The organism is Gordonia aichiensis NBRC 108223, from assembly GCF_000332975.1.
Lineage (GTDB): Bacteria > Actinomycetota > Actinomycetes > Mycobacteriales > Mycobacteriaceae > Gordonia > Gordonia aichiensis.
Genome location: NZ_BANR01000001.1, coordinates 62,990 through 82,215 on the forward strand (window position 1 = coordinate 62,990; position 19,226 = coordinate 82,215).

The window sequence follows — 19,226 nt, forward strand, 5'->3', positions numbered from 1 at the left end:
GGTTTTGTCACAGACAACCTGACTAGCATTCGCGTGTGACCGAATCGCCGGAGAAGACGACAGCAGGGCTGCCCACCCGTCGATCCGACGACCCGAAGCGCCGCGCCACAAAGCTCTCACCTGCGACGACCGCGATCGTCTCGGTGGTTGCGGGGTTGATCGCCGTCGTTGCAGCCGTACTGACCCCGTTTCTGCCCGTCACGACGACGACGGCAACCATCACCTGGCCGCAGGGGCAGCAACTGGGCGCGGACAATGCCGACATCACCTCGCCGCTCGTCGCGCAGATGGCGCAGGACCTCGACATCACCATTCCGTGCGCTCTGCTGCGCTCGGCACCGACGGACGCGGCGTCGACCGTGCTCACCACGATGCCGTCCGCTGCGAAGAACCAGCGCTCATCGGCGCTGAACGTGACAGCGGACGCCAACGCGGTGACGGTCACGATGCGCGGCGACACGGTTGCGTCCGCCCCGCGCGCAGACATCGCGTCCGATCGCTGCACGCAGCTGCACATCTTCTCGTCGGCGGCGGGTTCGGGCGCGCGTTTCGTCGGACTCGGGCCGGCGCAGATGGCTCCCGAAGCCGACCGGCCCCAGGTCGCAGGCGTGTTCACCGACATCGGGGCGTCGACGATCACGTCGACGCCCGGCCTCTCGGTGCGCATCGTCGTCGACGATCGCTTCGATTCGAGTCCTTCGGTCATCAAGTGGCTCGTGATGATCATCGGGGTGCTGGCGGCGATCGTCGCGCTCGCCGCCCTGGCGCTGCTCGACCACATCCACGGCTATCACCGACGGATCGGCCGTGTGCGCTGGCTTGCCCTGCTCCGTCCGCGCGCCACGGACATCGCGGTCACGGCGATCCTGGTCATCTGGCATTTCCTCGGTGCCGGCTCATCCGACGACGGATACATCCTCAACATGGGCCGAAACGCCGAGCACGCGGGCTACCTGGCCAACTACTACCGCTACTACGGCATCCCGGAAGCGCCGTTCGACTGGTACTACGACTTCCTGGCGCACTGGTCGACGGTGTCGGCGACCGGCGTGTGGATGCGACTCCCGTCGTTGGTCATCGGGCTGGTCAGCTGGTTCATCCTGAGCCGCGTGCTGTTGCCGCGACTCGGCCGCGCAGTGCGTACCTCACAGTGGGCCATGGTGACCGCGGCCGCGGTGTTCCTCGCGTTCTGGTTACCGATGTGCTCGGGGCTGCGCAGCGAGGGAGTGGTTGTGCTCGGCAGTCTGCTGACCTGGTGGGGCGTCGAGCAGGCCATCGCCACCCGGCGCATGTTGCCCGCCGCAGGTGCGGCGTTCGCGGCCGCGCTGACCCTGGCCACCGCACCCACCGGGGTCATCGCGATCGCACTGCTGATCACCGGTGCGCGGCCGATGCTCAAGATCCTGGTTCGACGACGCCGCGAATCCGGTCTTGCGTCTCTGCTGTTGCCACTGCTGGCAGCGCCCGCGATCGTGCTCATCATCGTGTTCCGCGATCAAACGCTTGCATCGGTGTTCGAGGCGATTCGGGTGCGGTACACCGTCGGCCCGACCCTCGAGTGGTATCAGGAGCTGCTGCGCTACTACTTCTTGGCCGTCAACACCCGCGACGGGTCGTTGGTACGTCGGGTCCCGGTGTTGTTGCTGCTGGTCTCGGTGTTCGTGGTCTTGGTGATCATGCTGCGACGCAAGCAGATACGCGGAGTCGACGGCGGTCCGGTGTGGCGTATCACCGGCGCGGTGCTCATCACCATCGGTCTGCTTTCGCTCACCCCTACCAAGTGGACGATCCAGTTCGGTGTCTTCGCGGGCCTGGCGGCCGCGCTGGCCGCAGTGGCCTGCGTTGCGATCGGGCAGGTGGCGCAACGCAATACACGCAACCTGTCGATTCTCATCGCCGGTCTACTGGTCGCCTGCGCTGCCGCGGCCGCCGGATACAACGCGTGGCCGTGGGCATACGACTTCGGTATCTCGTGGTTCGACAAGGCGCCGGTCGTTGCGGGTCTGCAGGTCTCGTCGATTCTGTTGGCGCTGGCCGTGATCGCGCTCGTCATCGCGATCTGGCAGCATCTGCGGCTCGACTACGTCGCCGACACAGGACTTCACCACGACGCGGGCAAGCCACCCAAGCGGTGGCGCATCGGTGTCGCGTCGTCGCCGGTCGCGGTCATCGCGGTCATCATCCTGCTGGCCGAACTCGCCGTGTTCGCGAAGGCTGCCGCTGCTCGAGCTGACACGTACTCCGTGTTGAAGGGCAATGTACATGCCGTGACCGGTGGTTGCGGAATGGCCGATTACGTTCTGGTCGAACCCGATTCGAACAAGGGAACTCTGGTCCCGGTCGACGGTGCCCCGGCGTCGAAGGCATTGGAGGGCACAGCCCGGGGATTCTCGTCCCAGGGCGTCGCCGACGACCTCACGCCGGAGGCCGATTCGATCAAGCCCGGTACACAGAACACATCGGCTGATCTGTCGAAGACCTTTGTGATCGCCGGTGGCGCGCCGGGGACGACCGGGGGGCGCGGGCCGCAGGGCGTCAACGGCAGCACCGCCGCACTGCCCTTCGGACTCGACCCCGCGACGACCCCGGTGATGGGTAGCTACGGGACAGGCGACGGCCAGGCGTCGCTGACGACCGACTGGTACCGGTTGCCCGCGCGTGATTCGTCACCACTGCTCGTCATCACCGCGGCCGGTGCGCTCGCGTCGACCGATCCCGATGGGGTGAGCACCTACGGACAGTCACTGCAGGTGGAATTCGGCGTCGACCGGGCCGGGAAGTTCGAGCAGGTGGGGGCGCCGGTGCAGCCCATCGACGCCGACCGCAAGGCCAACCGGCCCTGGCGCAACCTGCGCATCCCGATGTCGGCGGTGCCCGCGCAGGCGACCGCGATGCGGATCGTGGCCACCGACAACAACCTCGACCCGGATCAGTGGCTCGCGGTGACTCCGCCGCGCGCCCCGGAGTTGAAGACCTTGCAGGAGGTCGTCGGGTCGTCGGCTCCGGTGCTCGTCGATTTCGCCGTCGGAGCGGCCTTCCCGTGTCAGCACCCGATGGATGCGACCAACGGCATCAACCAGATTCCGCAGTGGCGCATCCTGCCGGAGCTGCCGGTCGCGAACTCGCAGTCGAAGACCTGGATGGCGACGGTCAACGGCGGGCTGCTCACCACAGCGGAAGCGCTTACCACACCGTCGACGATGTCGACGTATCTGAAGAACGATTGGTACCGCGATTGGGGCAGCCTGCAGCGGTTGTCGCCGCTTGAGCCCGATGCGGTGCCGGCGGCGGTGAGTACCGGAACGTCGACCAGATGGGGCTTCGATCGCCCCGGAGCGATGCAGGTGGTGCCGCAAGATGATGAGTGAGACATCGGTGAACGCACAGAGTACGGGGGCAGGCGGATCGGTGGACGCGGACTCGTCAGCGAAGTTTGCTCAACGCATCAGGATCGCGAAGATCGTGGCGGTGGTCGCCGGTATCGTCGGCATCGTCATCGCTTTGCTGACCCCGTTCCTGCCGGTCAACTACACCAAGACCGAACTGTCCTGGCCGCAACAGAATTCGGTTGGAAGCGTGGCCGCACCGAGTGTGTCGTTCTCGCCGGTGTCGATGGACGTCACCGTTCCCTGTGCGCTCGGCAAGAGCATGCCCGCGTCGGGCGGCGTGATCGTGTCGACGGTTCCGTGGAACGGAGCAGACGCCAACAAGGTCGGCTTCTTCGTCCGCGCCACCCGCGACTCGCTGCAATTGACGCAGCGAAACATCGTGTTACTCAGCGCACCACGTGCCGCCGCGGAGAATTCGCCGGACTGCCGGGTTGTCTTCCACGCCGACACCGACGGTGCCGCAGGTCGATTCGACAATCTGTCGAACCCTGACTCCGGGCTCGGATCCTTCGACCTGCGTGACGCGACGGCGCGTCCGCAGATCATCGGCGTCTACTCACAGCTGCCCGAGAACGCGCCGACAGACGGTCTGTCGTTCCGCGCGACACTGGACACGCGGTTCGTGTCCACCCCCACGACGCTGAAGTTCTGGTTGATGGTGATCGGCGTCGTCATGACGATCGCGTCGATGCTGGCGCTCGCGGTCCTCGACGCACGCGATGGACGCAGTGCACATCGGCGTTTCGGGTCACGGTGGTGGCGACCGCGCTGGGTCGACGCATTCGTGACTCTCGTCCTGCTGATCTGGTTGTTCGTCGGCGGGAACACCGCGGACGACGGCTATCAGGTGACGGTTGCCCGTGTCGCGCGGAACGCCGGCTACCTGGACAACTACTACAGATACTTCGGTGTGCCACAAGACCCGTTCGGCTGGCATTACCAGTACCTCTCGTTGTGGATGCAGGTGAGCACCGCGACGCCGTGGCTGCGTCTGCTGCCATTCCTCTACGCGGTCGTCGGTTGGTGGTTGATCAGTCGATATGCGATTCCGCGGCTCGGCCACGCTGTCCGGACCTCGCAGTCGGCGATCTGGGCCGCAGCACTGGTGTTCCTCGCGGTGTGGATGCCGTTCAACAACGGGCTGCGCGTCGAACCGATCATCGCGGTCGGGACGCTGCTCGCGTGGGTCCTGGTGGAACGGGCGATCGCAACCGGCAGATTCTTCCCGCTGACGTTGGCGGTCGTGGTCGCTGCGTTCACGCTGACGATTCACCCGACCGGTGTGATCGCGGCGATCCCGCTCATCGCCGGTATCCGACCGCTGCTGAAGCGACTGATGATCCGCCGACGTCGAGACGGGCTATGGCCCATCCTCGTACCAATACTCGCAGCCGGCGTCGTGGTGCTCTACGAGATCTTCGCCGACCAGACTCTCGCCTCGATCCGCGAGGCCATCAGGGTCAACGCGGCGGTGGGCCCCACCAACAAGTGGTGGGAAGAGGGCATGCGCTATTACATGCTCATGAACCCCACCGCCGACGGTGGTATCGCGCGCCGATTCGGTGTCCTCATCACCTTTGTGTGTCTGATCGTCGTTGTGGTCATGCTCCTCAATCGTCGCAGGCTGGCCGGTATCGCGTCGGCGCCGACGTGGCGACTGGTCGCGACCGTCGCCGGTACCGCGGTGATGATGGCGTTCCTGCCGACCAAGTGGACCCACCAAATGGGTGTGTACGCCTGTATCGCAGGTGCTCTGGCAGCTGTCGCGACCGTATGCGTCGATCGCGCGGTGATGCGTCGACGTCGCAACCGCACGCTGTTCGCGGCGGCATGCGCCTACGTTCTCGCGCTCGCATTCTCCGGACGGAACCAGTGGTGGTACGTCGGTAGCTACGGAATTCCGTGGCGCGATGCCGTTCCCGACGTCAAGGGCATTCCCGTCTGGGCCGTCATTCTCGCCGTGGCGGTGCTGTTGACGCTCCTGGGATTGTGGCAGCACTTCCGTGACGACTACGTGTCCGACGACATCCGGCGCGGGGAGGAGCGTGTCTCGAAGAACCGGTGGACATCGTGGCTGCGTTCGCCGTCGATCATCGTCGTGTCGGTGATCATGCTGCTGTTCACGCTGGTCTCGTTCGCGAAAGCGGATTGGACGCAACGGCATTCATGGTCGTGGCTGAGCTCGAACGTGGCGGCGGTACGCGGACAACCGTGCGCGCTCGCCGATTCGGTGCTCGTCGAGAAGGATGTCAACGAAGGATTGTTGTCACCGGCAGGTGTTGCCGGACAGAACAATCCGTCACCGGGCGCGGCGCTTGCCGGTGCAGGATCGGCAGGGTTCGACCCGAACGGTGTCGGATCGGATCTCTCCGACGACGGCACCGAATCGGACTCGGACTCGTCGACCGGGACGTCGTCGGCCGAGATCGACCGTACGCAGTCGGATGCGACCGATCAGTCGGGTTCGGACTCGTCGAGTCCGTCGAGCGATACCGCGGGCGGCACCACGTCGACGACGGGTGTCAACGGCTCGAGGGTGAAGCTGCCGTTCGGACTCTCGCCGCAGCGGACGCCGGTGCTCGGTACGTACGGCTCTCCTTCGGGCACAGGCTCGCTGACCTCTGACTGGTATCAGCTTCCGCCACGAAGCGCCGACGCCCCGCTCATCACCATGTCGGTTGCCGGGCAGATCGAGTACGTCGACGACCTCGCCGTGACCCGATCGGGCCAGCAGGTCCGCCTCCAGTTCGGTCGTGTGGGTCCCGACGGCGCGGTGACACCCGCGGGGATCATGACGCCGATGGACATCGGCGGTGCACCCGCATGGCGAAACCTGCGATTCGCGCTCGACGCCGCGCCGCAGGGCGCCACCGTGGTCCGCGTGCTGGCGCAGGACACGTCCACCAACCCCGATCAGTGGTTGGCCGTGACACCGCCCCGCGTGTCGAAGATGGTGACGCTCAACGATCTCGTCGGTCGCGAGGCTCCCGTGATGATCGACTGGGAGGCCGCGCTCGCGTTCCCGTGTCAGCGTCCCGCGCAGGTACACAACGGTGTGCTGGAGACGCCGGAGTGGCGCATTTCGCCGGACCGCGAGGGTGAGCGCGTCAATTCGCAGCGCTGGATGTCGGGAACCGCGGGAGGACCACTCGGCATCGTCGAGAACCAGCTCCGTCCAACGGTGTTGCCGTCCTACCTGCGCAACGACTGGGCCAAGGACTGGGGCATGCTCCAGCGCCTCACGCCGCTGGTTCCACAGAAGCCGGCGGAGCTCACGGTGACCACCGATGTCCACAACGGACTGTGGTCTCCCGGACAGATTCGCGCCGTGGGCTTTTGATACCGAAGGGGCCGCGGGCCCGGAGGTCTGGGAAGCTGGAGGCGAGGCCTCCGGAGGCGCAGGTTCAGGCGGCGCCGATGTCGGCTGTCGACGCGTGCGCGGTCGTGGAGCCTCGGACGCGTCGCTCGAACAGGTAGACCGCAACGCTCACCGCGGACCACAGCGCGAGCACCAGGAACGGCCAGAGATGTTGGTGTCCGCGGAAATACACTGCGGTGTGTAGTGCGTTGACCGACGCACCCGGCGGCAGCCAACCGCCGATGGTCGCGATGACCCGCGGCAGGAGCGGCCACGCCACCGACCCTCCCGACGACGGATTTCCCAGTAGCACCATGACGGCCCAGGTCGGCAGGATCGCCCACCTGCCGAACATGGAACTGAACATCGTGAAGATCATGCCGCAGGTGAACATGGTCAACGCCAGGATGAGCCACACCTCGAATACCGGCAGCGTGAGTGCCCCTATGATCCAGTCGATCATTGCGCAGATGGTGAAGCCGCCCAACAGCGAGTAGAGGGCGGTGAAGCCGATTCTCTCCCACGGGCGCAGCTTGTTGGCGTGTACGCCGAGTTGGATGGCGCCGACGAACCCGATGATCACCGCGGCGAGCATCATGTAGAAGATGGTGAGTCCGTGAGGATCTCGCGGTTGTAGTGGATTGGCGTCGCGGACGTTGACCGTGTAGCCCAGGCCCGCGGTCGCGCGGGGCGTTGCCTGTTCCAACAATTGCGCCACCGTGGCACCGGACGCACTCGACACCGCGACGTCGACCGTCCGCGTGGCGACATCGATGTCGACGACGGCGAAGACCTGCTGGTTCTGCAACTGGTCGAACGCTTCGGCATCGGTGGCCACATGCCGGACGTCGAGCGAGCTACCGAGTTCGTGTGCCAGCTTCACCTCGACCTCCGCCGACTGCGCTCCCGGGAGTGTGCCGACGACGGCGATCGGTACGCGTTCGGGTTTCGGATTGGCCGTCGAATACGTATACGAGCCAACGAACAGAGCCGCGGCGATACCGAGGATGACCACGATCACCAGTGCGGGTGCAAACCGCGACGTGCGAACGGCGTGCCATGTTCGTCGGATCTGATCTGCGGTGCGCACTCCTCAAGGCTATTCGGTCGTCGGATAGGCTGCTCCGAAAGCTGGTCGACTTCGGGGGTTTCGCCATGACAACTGCTTACGACTTCACCGTCACGGACATCGACGGCAACTCCGTCGACCTCGCTGACTATCGTGGTCGGCCACTGCTGATCGTCAACACGGCGTCGAAATGCGGGTTCACGCCGCAGTACAGGGGACTCGAAGAGCTCAGCAAGTTCTACGCCGACAGCGGGTTGGTTGTGCTCGGTTTCCCGTGTGATCAGTTCGCGCATCAGGAGCCGGGCGATGAGGCGGAGATCAAGAACTTCTGTTCGCTCACCTACGACGTCAGCTTCCCCATGTTCGCCAAGGTCGAGGTCAACGGCTCGGATGCACATCCACTGTTCGCGTGGCTGCGGGAGCAGAAGTCAGGTGTTCTCGGCAACCGCATCAAGTGGAACTTCACCAAGTTCCTCGTGAACCGCGACGGGCAGGTCGTCGACAGGTTTGCGCCGACGGTGAAGCCGGAGAAGCTGACCGGAGACATCGACAAGGTGATCTGAGGCGCGACCGGTTCGGACCGAAACCACGAAGAGACGTCATACACCCTTCGTCGAAGCGTATGGTCTGCGTATGTGAGCGCAGATGTCGCCGAACGCGGGCAGCCCGGCACGGGACTGCACCGATTGATCGGCCCGCTCTTCGACGACATCCGGCGCTGGACCAGACGCGTCACTCCCGAGGATCACGACTGGTTCGACCTCGCCACCGGATGACAAGGGAGAGAGTATGAGTGACCGACTGGCCGGCAGGGTGGCGTTGATCAGTGGCGGAGCCCGGGGAATGGGTGCCTCGCACGTGCGGGCGATGGTCGCGCAGGGCGCGCGGGCCGTCGCAGGCGACATCCTCGACGACGAGGGAAAGGCGCTCGCCGAAGAGGTCGGGGACGCGGTGCGCTACGTCCACCTCGACGTGACCGAGCCCGACGACTGGCGTGCCGCCGTCGACTTGACGGTGCAGGAGTTTGGTTCGCTCGACGTGCTGGTGAACAATGCAGGCATCGTGAATTTCGGACTCTTCGAGGACTACTCGCTCGACGACTGGCGCAGCATCATCGACGTGAACCTGACGGGCGTCTTCCTCGGAATCAAATCGGTTGTGCCGCAGATGAAGAAGCAGGGTGCAGGATCGATCATCAACATTTCGTCGATCGAGGGGCTTGCTGGGACAATGGCATCGCACGGCTACACGGCGTCGAAGTTCGGTGTCCGGGGCATCACCAAGTCTGCGGCGCTGGAGCTGGGTCCCAGCGGCATTCGGGTCAACTCGATCCATCCGGGACTGATCAAGACACCCATGACCGAGTGGGTGCCGGACGACATCTTCCAGACAGCGCTCGGACGGGCCGCCGAACCGTCGGAGGTGTCGGCGCTCGTCGTGTATCTCGCGTCGGACGAATCGGGTTACTCGACGGGCTCGGAGTTCGTCGTCGACGGTGGGGTGGTTGCGGGGTTGGCGCACAAGGACTTCGGTAGCCTCGACGGGTGACATCGGCCGACTGGCGGGCGAAACCCCGTTGCGCTGTCAGCTCACGACCACCCCGAGTCGCGTACGCAGAAACCTGCGCAGTGAGTCGTTGAACCGTTGGGTGGTCGGCGCTTTCGGTACCAACTGATCGAACGCGTGGAAGGCGCCGGACGCGATCTCGACCTCGCACGGAACATCTGCGTCGGCGAGACGCCGAGCATAATCGAGTGTCTCGTCGTGGAACAGGTCGCACGTTCCGACACCGAGCCAGGTCGCCGGGAGACCGCCGAGGTCGCTTCGGCGGGCGGGCACCGCGACGTTTCTGTCCGCGGAGCCGAGGTAGAGATCCCACGCCCGCTGATTGTCGCGCTCGGACCACAGTAGGTATCGGCGTCCGGTGGGTGTGGAAGCCGTCCGATCGTCGAGCATCGGGTACACGAGAGCCTGTGCGGCAAGCGGAATGTCACCACGGTCCCGGGCCAGGAGGGCCAGCGCGGCGGTCAGTCCGCCGCCCGCGCTCGCACCACCGACCGCGATGCGGTCGCGATCCGCCCACGGTTGTTCGGTCAGCCAGGAGAGTGCGGCGTAGCAGTCTTCCAGTGGCGTCGGATACGGGAATGCCGGTGCAAGTCTGTAGTTGACGGCAGCCACCGTGACGCCCGTGGTGTCGGCGAGGTCGCGGCAGTAGACGTCGTCTTGCCCCGCCGAGCCGAGAACGTAACCGCCGCCGTGGATCCACAGCATCGCTGCGCCTGTGTCGGCGGTTGCGGTGGGGCGGTGCAGGCGCACCGAGATTCCAGGACTGATCGCAACGGTCGGGGTGCCCCGCAGTCTCGACAACTGCACCCCGCCGACGCGTAGAAGAGGTTTCGGGGCGTAGCGCAGCCCGATTCCGCGGGGTATCCAGCGTGCGGTGCGGCGGAGATCGGGTGCGATATCGGAGGCGTTCATCGCGGCGACTATACATTCTCGGAAAAGTGTCTACTTTGACTGTGATCTGTGCCACTATGACCGCGTGCGAAGGGAGTCCCATGCCCACATTTGACACAGTCGTCCGGGGTGGCCGGTGGTTCGACGGGACGGGGGCGGCCTCGGCGATACGCGATGTCGGCATCCGCGACGGCCGTGTGGCAGAGATCAGCGCCGAGCCTCTCGACACCAGCGGCGCGCAGGTCATCGATGCCGAGGGCGCATGGGTGACGCCGGGACTGATCGACATCCACACCCACTACGACGTCGAGGTGCTCGATACTCCGGAACTGACCGAGTCGCTCCGGCACGGGGTGACGACCGTGTTCATCGGGTCATGTTCGCTCTCGACGATCTATGTCAACGGCGAAGAGGCAGGCGACCTTTTCGGGCGTGTCGAGGCGATTCCGCGTGATCACGTCATCTCAGCGGTGGATGAGCACAAGGACTGGACGTCACCCAAGGAATACGTCGATCGACTGGAGAGTCTGCCGCTCGGTGCGAATCTCGCAGCCTTCATCGGGCACTCGGACATGCGGACGGCTGTGATGGGGCTCGATCGGGCGACACGTCCTGACGTGCGACCGTCCCGGGCCGAGCAGGCGCGGATGGAGGAGATGCTCGGTGATGCCTTGGTGGAGGGATTCGTTGGACTCTCGTCGCAGCAGCTGAAGTTCGACAAGCTCGACGGGGTGACCTGCCGATCGCGCACTCTGCCGTCGACCTACGCCAAGCCGAAAGAACTCCGCAGACTCAAGAGCATGCTGCGTCACAGCGGGCGGGTGCTGCAGTCGGGTCCCGACATTCAGAATCCCCTGAACCTGGTCTCGCAGATGGTGCAGTCGATCGGGTTCGGGCGTCCGGTGCTGAAGACCTCGCTCCTCTCGGCTGCCGATGTGAAGTCGAACGAGAAAGCACTGCTCCTGATGGATCACCCGACAGCGCTGATCAATCGACTCGGTGGAGACTTCCGGTGGCAGCACCTACCCGTGCCGTTCGAGGTGTACGCCGACGGCATCGACTTGGTGATCTTTGAGGAATTCGGTTCGGGCGCAGCCGCTTTGCATTTGCGCGACGACATCGAACGAGACGCACTGATTCAGGACGAAGACTATCGACGGTGGTTCCGCAAAGACTACGAGCAGAAGTTCGGTATCAGGGTGTGGCACCGCGACTTCTTCGACGCCGAGATCGTCGCGTGTCCCGACGAAACCGTGATAGGCAAGTCGTTCGGCCAGGTGGGACTCGATCGTGGTGGCCTGCATCCGGTCGACGCCTTCCTCGACCTCGTCGTCGAGCATGGCAGACAACTGCGTTGGCGTACGACGATTTCCAACCACCGGCCGGAGATGCTCAAGAAGATCGCCACGTGGCCGACGGTGCAGATGGGCTTTTCCGACGCCGGCGCCCACCTGCGCAACATGGCCTTCTACAACAGCGGTCTGCGGCTGTTACGCCACGTTCGGGATGCCGAGCAGACGGGAAAGCCTTTCATGAGTAGCGAGTACGCAGTTCACCGCCTGACGGGCGAGGTGGCCGACTTCTACGACATCGACGCCGGGCACCTCCGTGTCGGCGACCGCGCCGACCTCGTGGTGATCGATCCCGAGCATCTCGACGAGCAACTCGAGGCGTATGTGGAGGCACCTATCGAGCAGTTCGGTGGTATGTCGCGCATGGTCAATCGCAACGACGGCGCAGTGCGCGCCGTCATGGTCAGTGGACGGACCGTCTTTGCCGACGGCCGGTTCTCGTCGGCGGTGGGGACCATGAGGACAGGCAGCTTCCTCCGCGCGGGCCGGGCCGCGCCGCCGGTGTCCGCACCGAGCGCGCACGCCGACGCTGAGCTGATACGCATGGGCTGACGGCTTCGGGTCGTGCCCTACCGTCGCGACGTCACCGTTGCGTATAGGTCCGAATGCAATTGGAGGGAAATCTCGACCAGCGGGAAACGGTGTACCCAACTAGTGGTGTTTTCGGGTGCGATGTGGTCCGATGTCGTGCAACCATCGATTCATGGCCGACACAGCAACTGCACCCGACAGCATCCTGGAGGCCGGAACCACGGCCCCCGATTTCTCACTCAAGGCGACGCCGGATCAGTCCCTGCGCTTGTCCGAACTGAGAGGCAACCCGGTGGTGCTCGTGTTCTATCCCGCCGACTGGAGTCAGGTGTGCGGGGACGAACTGGCCGTGTTCAACCAGTCTCTGCCGCTCCTACAGGAGTATCGCGCGGTGCTGCTTGGGATTTCGGTCGACAGCGCGTGGAGTCACCAGGCCTTCAAGGAATCCCGCAAGCTCGGCTACGATCTGCTCGCCGACTACAACCCGAAGGGTGAGGTGTCGCGAGCGTACGGCGCATATGACGAGGCCGCGGGATGTTCCAAGCGCGCACTGTTCGTCGTCGACGCCGACGGGGTGATCGCCTGGAGCTATCTGTCGCCGATGGCCATCAATCCTGGTGTCAACGGAGTGCTCGACGCGCTCGAAGCGCTCAAGAAGAATGCGTGAGGAGCCCACGATGACATTGACCCCATCCGTCGGACCCGACGACTACACGCAGGGACCCCACGACGCTGCAATCACATTGGTCGAGTACGGCGACTACGAGTGCTCCTACTGCGGGCAGGCCTATCCGATCGTCAAAGAGATACAGCAGACGTACCCGGACTCACTTCGCTTCTGCTTCCGCAACTTTCCCATTCCCGAGATCCACCCGCAGGCGCTGACCGCCGCGGAGTTCGCCGAGTACGCCGGAAGTCAGGGTCGTTTCTGGGAAGCGCATGATCGGCTGTACGAGAACCAGAACCGACTCGGCGACGGCGTGTATCGCGAACTGGCGGTCGAACTGGGTCTCGATCAGGGGGCCGTGGAGAATGCGGTGAACTCCGGAGAGTTCGCGGATCGAATCCAAGGACATATCAACAGCGGCCTGCGCAGCGGTGTGAACGGCACGCCCGCGTTCTTCATCAACGAGCAGTTCTTTCCTGGGCCTTTCACCGAGTTACCGGACATTCTGGAACAGATCTTCGCAGCCGGAAGGTAATACGTTCCCGCTCACGCGGTCGTGGCCACGGTTGCGCTGCGCTTTTCGAGCCGGATACACCGTGGCGTAGCCGCGTCGCACCGATCGTGCCGCGAGCGATCGGACGGTTCTACGCGACGAGTCTCGAGACTTTCCGCTGCCTTTTCACATCGCGGTTCAGGTGGAGAGAGTTCCTGCATATTCGCGTGCTCGGAATCGTTCCTAGCCAGCGCCTGCGCGTCCTTCGCGTTGTTGCTCACGCTCCGCGGATGGCACTGCGTCGGAGCAGGCTCCGGGACCTCCACGCGGACGACAGCTGTTGACGCTCCCTGTCTGCTGTGCACTCATCGTCGCCGGAATCGCTTACGGAGTGGTGACGTACGGATCGCACCACGCCGCCAACACCCAGGGCGGTGGGTGGTCGGAAGCGCCGACGACGGTCCTCGACGCGATCTGACGGTGTCCCGCGTCCCGGTCTAACCGTTTATGCGCACCACGGTGCGGCCCGTGATCCCGCCTGCACCAATGGCTTCGAGTGTCGACGGCAGATCGTCGAGGCCGATCTCGGTGATTAGATTGTCGAGATGTGCAGGGCGCAGGTCGGTCTCGAGTCGCGCCCAGATCGAGCGCCGGAGTTCGGGTCCGATCAGTACCGAGTCGATACCGAGCAGCGCCACGCCGCGCAGGATGAACGGCATGACCGTGGTGGGCAGGTCGGCGCCGCCGGTCAGCCCGCTCGCAGCGACGGTCCCACTGTGGTTCATTGTCGACAGAACGTACGCGAGTGTCTTACCCCCGACACAGTCCACCGCACCAGCCCACAGGGACTTTCCCAGAGGACGAATCCTGGTGTCGGCGTCGACGAGTCGACCGACGACCTCGGCTGCACCGAGCTCGGTCAATAACCCTGTGGCGTCGGTCTTTCCGCTCGATGCGGTCACGGAGAAGCCGAGGCTGCTGAGGAGGTCGACGCTGACGCTGCCCACACCGCCACTTGCGCCGGTGACGACCACAGGCCCGTCGTCGGGTGTCAGCCCACGATCGAGCAGGGCGACGACGCTCATCGCTGCAGTGAATCCAGCGGTGCCGATCGCGGCGGCCTCGCGGGTGGAGAGAGTGTCGAGTGCGACCACCTGGCTTGCGGGGACACGGGCGTAGGCGGCATAACCGCCGTGCTGGCCGGTGCCGATCGGACCACCGTGTGCCACAACGCGATCGCCGGGCTCGAAGTCGAGTGTCGATGATGCGATCACCTCGCCCGCGAGGTCGATGCCCGGGACGATCGGGTAGTCGCGGACCACGCCACCGCGCGGTGTCACGGCCAGCGCATCTTTGTAGTTGACGCCCGAGTACTCGACGGCGATGGTGACCTCGCCGTCGGGCAGGTCGGTTGCAGCGAGTCGCTCGCTGGTGAGCGCAACCGAGTCGCCGGCCTCGCGGGCCATCAGAACGGTGAACTCATCGGGCAGGGTGCGCGTCATCGGGCTCTCCTGGTCGTCGAGGGGCGTCGCATCTCAGCGTAGGTCACAACAGTCCGGCGATGTCGCCCGCGGCGAGCATGCTGACGAGTACGGGTACGAGATGGGTCGGGGCGATGCCGTAGTCGTTACGTCCGACCTTGGTGACGATCGACGCCGTCGTGAGGATCTTCAGGTGGTGGTAGAGCTGGCCGGTCGTACCGAAGTCGCCTGCCTCCTGGAGGTCGGTGACCGAGGCGTTACCGCGGACCAGCAGACGGACGATCTCGATGCGTGCCGGGTGGCCGAGTGCGGCGAACGTCGACGAAAGTGCTTCTGGTGCAAGGTCGACAGCGGCGTCCGCGGAGTAGGCGATGTTCCAGGTGACCGGGCCCGTGAAGTCCACGGCCCCGGAATACTCGAGTATCCCCGACGTCGTGCGTTCGGCACCGTCGTCGTCGGAGGAATCGGCGTGGTCGTCGGGTCGCCCCGAGGCGAAGACCGCAGCCTCCAGCCGCGCGATGCGTGCCTCGAGATCGTCCGACGACTGACTGGTCACGCAATGCACCGTAGCGCGTGCGCAACTGCCGGATCCGTGATGGCTGCCAGCAGGAGCTTCTGGTGTGCGAAGTTGTCGGCTTTGGTGTCGGCATCGGAGAGACCACGCACCATCAGGGTGCCGACGCCGATCCGGCCGTCGGCGGTGCGGTATTCAAAGACCTCGGTGATCACTCCCGGCAGGCTTCCGCCCTTGAAGCCGAGAATTGAACCGTCGGAGGACGGCCCCTGGTATTCGAGCACGCGCCGTGCGAGGGGGGCACCCGGTCCGAACGAGCCGTCGGCCAGGCCCGTCATTAGGGAGTGGAGAGCATTCGGCGTGGCCTGCAACAGTGCATTCGCCCGCGCCGCTTCTGGGTCGCCGGTCGCCACGCGGGCGCGTATCGCGGCGGCATACGCGGGATCGTCGTGATAGCGCTGAGCGGCACGGAACGCATCGTCTGGTCGCTGCAACGTCGGGTCAATGGTGGCGAGGTAGGCGCCGAGCAAGCTCGGGACGTCGTCGGAGAACCCGAAGCGATCCATCACCGAGCGTAAAGAGTTGTCTCCCAACGTGTTGCGCAGCAGGTCTGGCGCCGCGGAATCGGAGAATCGGATCATGACGTCAGCGAGCTGCTCGTAGGTGACCGTGCGTGTGCCGTCGACGGGGATGCCGTCGACGGCGGGGATCTTCAGGTAGGCGAGTGCACGCGCGTGAGCGCCACCGTCGAGTGCGAGGTACCAGCGCTGCCACTCGTTGACGCTGACGCGAGCCTCCGGGTTGAGACGGCCGTCGGCGACGGCGCTCGCGTAGGCCGCGAGGTGGATCAGCTTGACCGACGACGCCGCGGGGAACACCGCACCGGAGTCGTGCGAGATCGGCGCGCCGTCGATCGGTGTGACGCGCAGTGCGTAGTCGTCGGGGTGCGAGGCGAGATAGCCGATCCAACCCTGTATGGACGAGGTATCGGCCGCTCTCGGCGCCGCGCAGTGCGCGGATGAGGCGGTTGGGACGGCGTGTGCTTCCGCGGGAATCGTGACTCCCGTGATCACGGCGAACGCGATGGCGAGCAAGGAAACGAAGCGCATCAGGATCTCCCGGATGTTCGTAAGTACGTAATTACGAAACTATCAAACAAGGCGCCGGGCAGTCCGCGACAGACCCACGACAGCCGACGGCAGCGTCGTGTAAGCGGGCGACCATAGCGTCGGTGTCAATAAATCCTGACTACCGATAGGAGGTGCCCTCATGACCACCACTGATGCTGCGACGCCCAGTTCGTCGCGCACCTACACCTCGCTGGCAGCGGCAGCCATTCCCCTGGCCGCACTCTGCCTGGCCTTCTTCGTCGAAATGGTCGACAACACCCTGCTCTCGATCGCTTTGCCCACGATCGGCCGTGATCTGGGCAGCAGCACCACTGCGCTGCAGTGGATCACCGGCGCCTACTCGCTCACGTTCGGCGGGCTCCTGCTAACCGCGGGATCGATCGCCGACAGATTCGGTCGCAGACGCGTGCTGATGGTCGGTCTCGCCGCCTTCGGGCTGTTGAGTCTGCTCGTGGTGTTCGTGACCAGTACCGGCGAGCTCATCGGACTCCGTGCGGCGCTCGGGGTGGCAGCCGCGATGATGGCGCCGATCACCAACTCGCTGGTCTTCCGGCTCTTCGACGACAAGACGCTGCGCATGCGGGCGATGACCGTGATGATCGTCGTCGGCATGGCCGGGTTCGTGCTCGGCCCTATCCTCGGCGGCACCGCACTCGCCCACGTTCGCTGGGAGTGGCTGCTCGTCGTCAACGCGCCGATCGCACTGATCGCAGGTATCGGCATCTGGTTCGGCGTCGCGTCGGACCGGCGTGAGGACCTGACCGACGACAAGCTCGATCTTCCCGGAGCGCTGCTCAGCATCGCCGCGATAGGACTCGGCTGCTGGTCGCTGACCAGTGGCGTCGATCACGGGTGGAATTCGGCGCTGACCGTTGCGGCGATCGTCGGTGCCGTTGTCGCAGCGGTCGGATTCGTCGTCTACGAGCGGCGTGCAGCCTCTCCGATGCTCGATCTCCACCTGTTCGGGCGGGGCACGGTCAGCGGGGCCGCCGTCGCACAGATCGGGACGTCGATCGCGATGGCAGCCGTCATGTTCGGCCTCATCCTGCACTTCCAATACGCCTACGGGTGGAGTCCGATGAAGGCAGGATTGGCCAACCTGCCGATGATTGCCACGATGCTGCTGGCCTCCCCGCTCTCGGAACGGCTCGCCGCGCGCTTCGGTCACCGGATCGCCTGCTTCATCGGCGCGATGGCACTCGCGGGTTCACTGGTCGGGATGGCGTGGGGCGTCGAACACGGCTACCTCGCCATCGCGATCTCGATGGTCGTGATGACCATCGGGCTACGGACGGTCATGACGATCTGCGCCGTCGCGCTCGTCGATTCGGTGCCGGAGAACCGGACGTCGATGGGCACCGCGCTCAACGACACCGCCCAGGAACTCGGCACGAGCATCGGCACCGCCGTCATCGGGACCTTTCTCGCCGCACTGGTCGCCACCCAGTTGCCCTCGGGCGTGTGGACCGGCGCGTTCACCGAGACCTTCTATCACGGAGAGCGCATTGCTTACGCGGTGCTGGCCGTGGTCGTCGGACTCGTTGCAGGCGGGGGTGCGCTGGCGCTGACCAACTCGCGGAGCACTGAGGAAGCGCACTAGGTTTCGTCGTGCCTCAGTAGTGCCGTACCCAGGTGTCAGGTGGTGGCACCTGGGTACGGCACTGTTTGTGAACCGGTCCGAGTGTGTCCACAGATTGCGGAGCGCGGCGTCGTACAGAGGCTCCGGGAGCCCACACTGCTGTCCATGACCACCCTGCCGACACCACGGCCATCGCCAGAACGTATCGACCCAGAACGTATCGACCCAGAACTCATTGACGCAGAACTCATTGACGCAGTACTCGACGAACAGGACGGCGTGATCGCGCGTCGCCAGGTCATCGAGGCGGGATTCTCGGCGCCGTACATTCGACGCAAGGTGCGCCGCAGGGAGTGGGTAGCGGTGTCGGCCGGCATCTACGTCAACCACACCGGGCCCCTGACCGCTTCGGAGCGCGCGTGGGTCGCAGTTCTCGACGCCCACCCTGCGGCGCTGAGTCACCGCTCGGCGATCGCGGTCGGCGATGCGATCGGTGCGGAACCCATCCACATCGTCGTCGATCGGAAACGCCGGGTGCGTCGACGTCCCGGCGTCGTCGTCCATTACGGAACCCGTCTCGACGAGCGAGTTGCCTGGCACTTGCGGCCTCCGCGGGTTCGACTGGAGGAGGCTGTGCTGGACGTCGCGGCCGACGCGTCGTCGACGACGAGCCTGATCGCCTGCCTCGCCGACGTCGTCTCAGCGCGTAGAACCACTGCCGACAGGCTGCTTGGTGCACTGCAGAGGCGCCCACGGATGCCATCGCGCGAGTACGTCGTTGGCGTCCTGCGCGACGTACGCGACGGTACGTGCTCGGTTCTCGAGCACGGTTACCTGACGAAGATCGAACGTGCGCACGGGCTTCCGGCACCCGTGCGGCAGGCGCCGACCGCTGTGGGGCGAAAAGGGTTTCGCGATGTCGAGTACGAGGACTTCGGGCTCATCGTCGAACTGGACGGGCGCCTGGGGCACGATGGGCCGCAGGCTCGCGACCGCGACCTCGAGCGCGATCTTGACGCCGCGGTGGATGCCGATCAGAAGACGGTGCGCCTGGGGTGGGGCCAGGTCTACGACCGGCCGTGTGCGACAGCGGCCAAGATCGCACGCGCACTGGGGAAGGCGGGGTGGCCGGGAACACTCAGTCGGTGTCCGGACTGCCCGGAAGCGCCGTACCCAGGAGTCGATATGTGACTCATGGATACGGCA

16 protein-coding genes are annotated in these 19,226 nt (G+C 65.2%); 11 read left to right on the top strand and 5 right to left on the bottom strand.

Annotation, left to right across the window (positions count from 1 at the left end; genetic code table 11):
* The first annotated feature begins 35 nt into the window (after positions 1-35).
* Together GOACH_RS00325 and GOACH_RS00330 are read left to right on the top strand one after the other, a co-directional pair.
* Positions 36-3,368, top strand: a complete 3,333-nt coding sequence (locus GOACH_RS00325) for an arabinosyltransferase domain-containing protein (protein ID WP_005168924.1) — start codon at positions 36-38, stop codon at positions 3,366-3,368.
* Entirely contained in the window at positions 3,358-6,729 is a 3,372-nt protein-coding gene (locus GOACH_RS00330) for an arabinosyltransferase domain-containing protein (protein WP_005168930.1), read from the top strand. The genes GOACH_RS00325 and GOACH_RS00330 overlap by 11 nt, the downstream gene beginning before the upstream one ends.
* Before the next feature lie 64 nt (positions 6,730-6,793).
* Here the strand turns inward: GOACH_RS00330 and GOACH_RS00335 are convergent, their stop codons facing one another.
* Positions 6,794-7,837, bottom strand: coding sequence for an ABC-2 transporter permease (locus GOACH_RS00335; protein ID WP_040517284.1), 1,044 nt, complete (start codon positions 7,835-7,837; stop codon positions 6,794-6,796).
* A gap of 65 nt (positions 7,838-7,902) precedes the next feature.
* On the opposite strand from GOACH_RS00335, the gene GOACH_RS00340 reads away from it, so the two are divergent.
* The 3 genes from GOACH_RS00340 to GOACH_RS00345 all read left to right on the top strand — a co-directional run bounded on the left by GOACH_RS00340 (position 7,903) and on the right by GOACH_RS00345 (position 9,364).
* Complete coding sequence (locus tag GOACH_RS00340) at positions 7,903-8,379, top strand: glutathione peroxidase (protein ID WP_040517286.1); 477 nt, start codon at positions 7,903-7,905, stop codon at positions 8,377-8,379.
* Between the two features lie 72 nt (positions 8,380-8,451).
* The gene (locus GOACH_RS23655; RefSeq protein ID WP_157227397.1) at positions 8,452-8,592 is read left to right on the top strand and encodes a hypothetical protein; all 141 of its coding nucleotides are present in this window, start codon (positions 8,452-8,454) and stop codon (positions 8,590-8,592) included.
* Positions 8,593-8,605: 13 nt separating this feature from the next.
* Entirely contained in the window at positions 8,606-9,364 is a 759-nt protein-coding gene (locus tag GOACH_RS00345) for an SDR family oxidoreductase (protein ID WP_005168939.1), read from the top strand.
* Positions 9,365-9,400: 36 nt separating this feature from the next.
* On the opposite strand, the gene GOACH_RS00350 is transcribed toward GOACH_RS00345, so the two are convergent.
* Positions 9,401-10,294 carry an alpha/beta hydrolase gene (locus GOACH_RS00350; RefSeq protein ID WP_005168942.1) on the bottom strand — a complete coding sequence of 298 codons (894 nt, stop codon included), beginning with the start codon at positions 10,292-10,294 and terminating at the stop codon, positions 9,401-9,403.
* Between the two features lie 80 nt (positions 10,295-10,374).
* Here GOACH_RS00350 and GOACH_RS00355 point away from each other — a divergent pair, with 80 nt between their 5' ends.
* From GOACH_RS00355 to GOACH_RS23660, 4 genes are all read left to right on the top strand, one after another.
* Complete coding sequence (locus tag GOACH_RS00355; protein ID WP_005168945.1) at positions 10,375-12,177, top strand: N-acyl-D-amino-acid deacylase family protein; 1,803 nt, start codon at positions 10,375-10,377, stop codon at positions 12,175-12,177.
* Positions 12,178-12,328: 151 nt separating this feature from the next.
* Positions 12,329-12,823, top strand: a complete 495-nt coding sequence (locus GOACH_RS00360; protein WP_040517288.1) for a redoxin domain-containing protein — start codon at positions 12,329-12,331, stop codon at positions 12,821-12,823.
* Between the two features lie 10 nt (positions 12,824-12,833).
* The gene (locus tag GOACH_RS00365; protein WP_005168951.1) at positions 12,834-13,358 is read left to right on the top strand and encodes a DsbA family protein; all 525 of its coding nucleotides are present in this window, start codon (positions 12,834-12,836) and stop codon (positions 13,356-13,358) included.
* A gap of 298 nt (positions 13,359-13,656) precedes the next feature.
* Entirely contained in the window at positions 13,657-13,794 is a 138-nt protein-coding gene (locus GOACH_RS23660; RefSeq protein ID WP_157227399.1) for a hypothetical protein, read from the top strand.
* Positions 13,795-13,813: 19 nt separating this feature from the next.
* On the opposite strand, the gene GOACH_RS00370 is transcribed toward GOACH_RS23660, so the two are convergent.
* Genes GOACH_RS00370 through GOACH_RS00380 form a run of 3 tightly spaced genes read right to left on the bottom strand, consistent with a single transcriptional unit; the run spans position 13,814 to position 16,420 of the window.
* On the bottom strand, positions 13,814-14,818 hold the full coding sequence (locus GOACH_RS00370; protein WP_005168953.1) for an acrylyl-CoA reductase family protein: 1,005 nt from the start codon (positions 14,816-14,818) through the stop codon (positions 13,814-13,816).
* A 43-nt stretch (positions 14,819-14,861) separates the two neighbouring features.
* Entirely contained in the window at positions 14,862-15,353 is a 492-nt protein-coding gene (locus GOACH_RS00375; RefSeq protein WP_005168956.1) for an ArsR/SmtB family transcription factor, read from the bottom strand.
* A complete protein-coding gene (locus tag GOACH_RS00380) occupies positions 15,350-16,420 on the bottom strand; it encodes a serine hydrolase (protein ID WP_005168960.1) in 1,071 nt (356 codons plus the stop codon). Before GOACH_RS00380 ends, GOACH_RS00375 begins: the two co-directional genes overlap by 4 nt.
* A gap of 160 nt (positions 16,421-16,580) precedes the next feature.
* On the opposite strand from GOACH_RS00380, the gene GOACH_RS00385 reads away from it, so the two are divergent.
* Positions 16,581-18,041: an MFS transporter gene (locus GOACH_RS00385; RefSeq protein ID WP_005168962.1), complete on the top strand. Its 1,461-nt coding sequence runs from the start codon at positions 16,581-16,583 to the stop codon at positions 18,039-18,041.
* Positions 18,042-18,080: 39 nt separating this feature from the next.
* Positions 18,081-19,211 carry a putative endonuclease domain-containing protein gene (locus GOACH_RS00390; protein WP_005168964.1) on the top strand — a complete coding sequence of 377 codons (1,131 nt, stop codon included), beginning with the start codon at positions 18,081-18,083 and terminating at the stop codon, positions 19,209-19,211.
* Positions 19,212-19,226: the final 15 nt, after the last annotated feature.

Coding starts and splice junctions, on each gene's coding strand:
- GOACH_RS00330 (WP_005168930.1), top strand. CDS start 3,358: ATGATGAGTGAGACATCGGTGAACGCACAGAGTACGGGGGCAGGCGGA.
- GOACH_RS00340 (WP_040517286.1), top strand. CDS start 7,903: ATGACAACTGCTTACGACTTCACCGTCACGGACATCGACGGCAACTCC.
- GOACH_RS00345 (WP_005168939.1), top strand. CDS start 8,606: ATGAGTGACCGACTGGCCGGCAGGGTGGCGTTGATCAGTGGCGGAGCC.
- GOACH_RS00350 (WP_005168942.1), bottom strand. CDS start 10,294: ATGAACGCCTCCGATATCGCACCCGATCTCCGCCGCACCGCACGCTGG.
- GOACH_RS00355 (WP_005168945.1), top strand. CDS start 10,375: ATGCCCACATTTGACACAGTCGTCCGGGGTGGCCGGTGGTTCGACGGG.
- GOACH_RS00360 (WP_040517288.1), top strand. CDS start 12,329: ATGGCCGACACAGCAACTGCACCCGACAGCATCCTGGAGGCCGGAACC.
- GOACH_RS00365 (WP_005168951.1), top strand. CDS start 12,834: ATGACATTGACCCCATCCGTCGGACCCGACGACTACACGCAGGGACCC.
- GOACH_RS00370 (WP_005168953.1), bottom strand. CDS start 14,818: ATGACGCGCACCCTGCCCGATGAGTTCACCGTTCTGATGGCCCGCGAG.
- GOACH_RS00380 (WP_005168960.1), bottom strand. CDS start 16,420: ATGCGCTTCGTTTCCTTGCTCGCCATCGCGTTCGCCGTGATCACGGGA.
- GOACH_RS00385 (WP_005168962.1), top strand. CDS start 16,581: ATGACCACCACTGATGCTGCGACGCCCAGTTCGTCGCGCACCTACACC.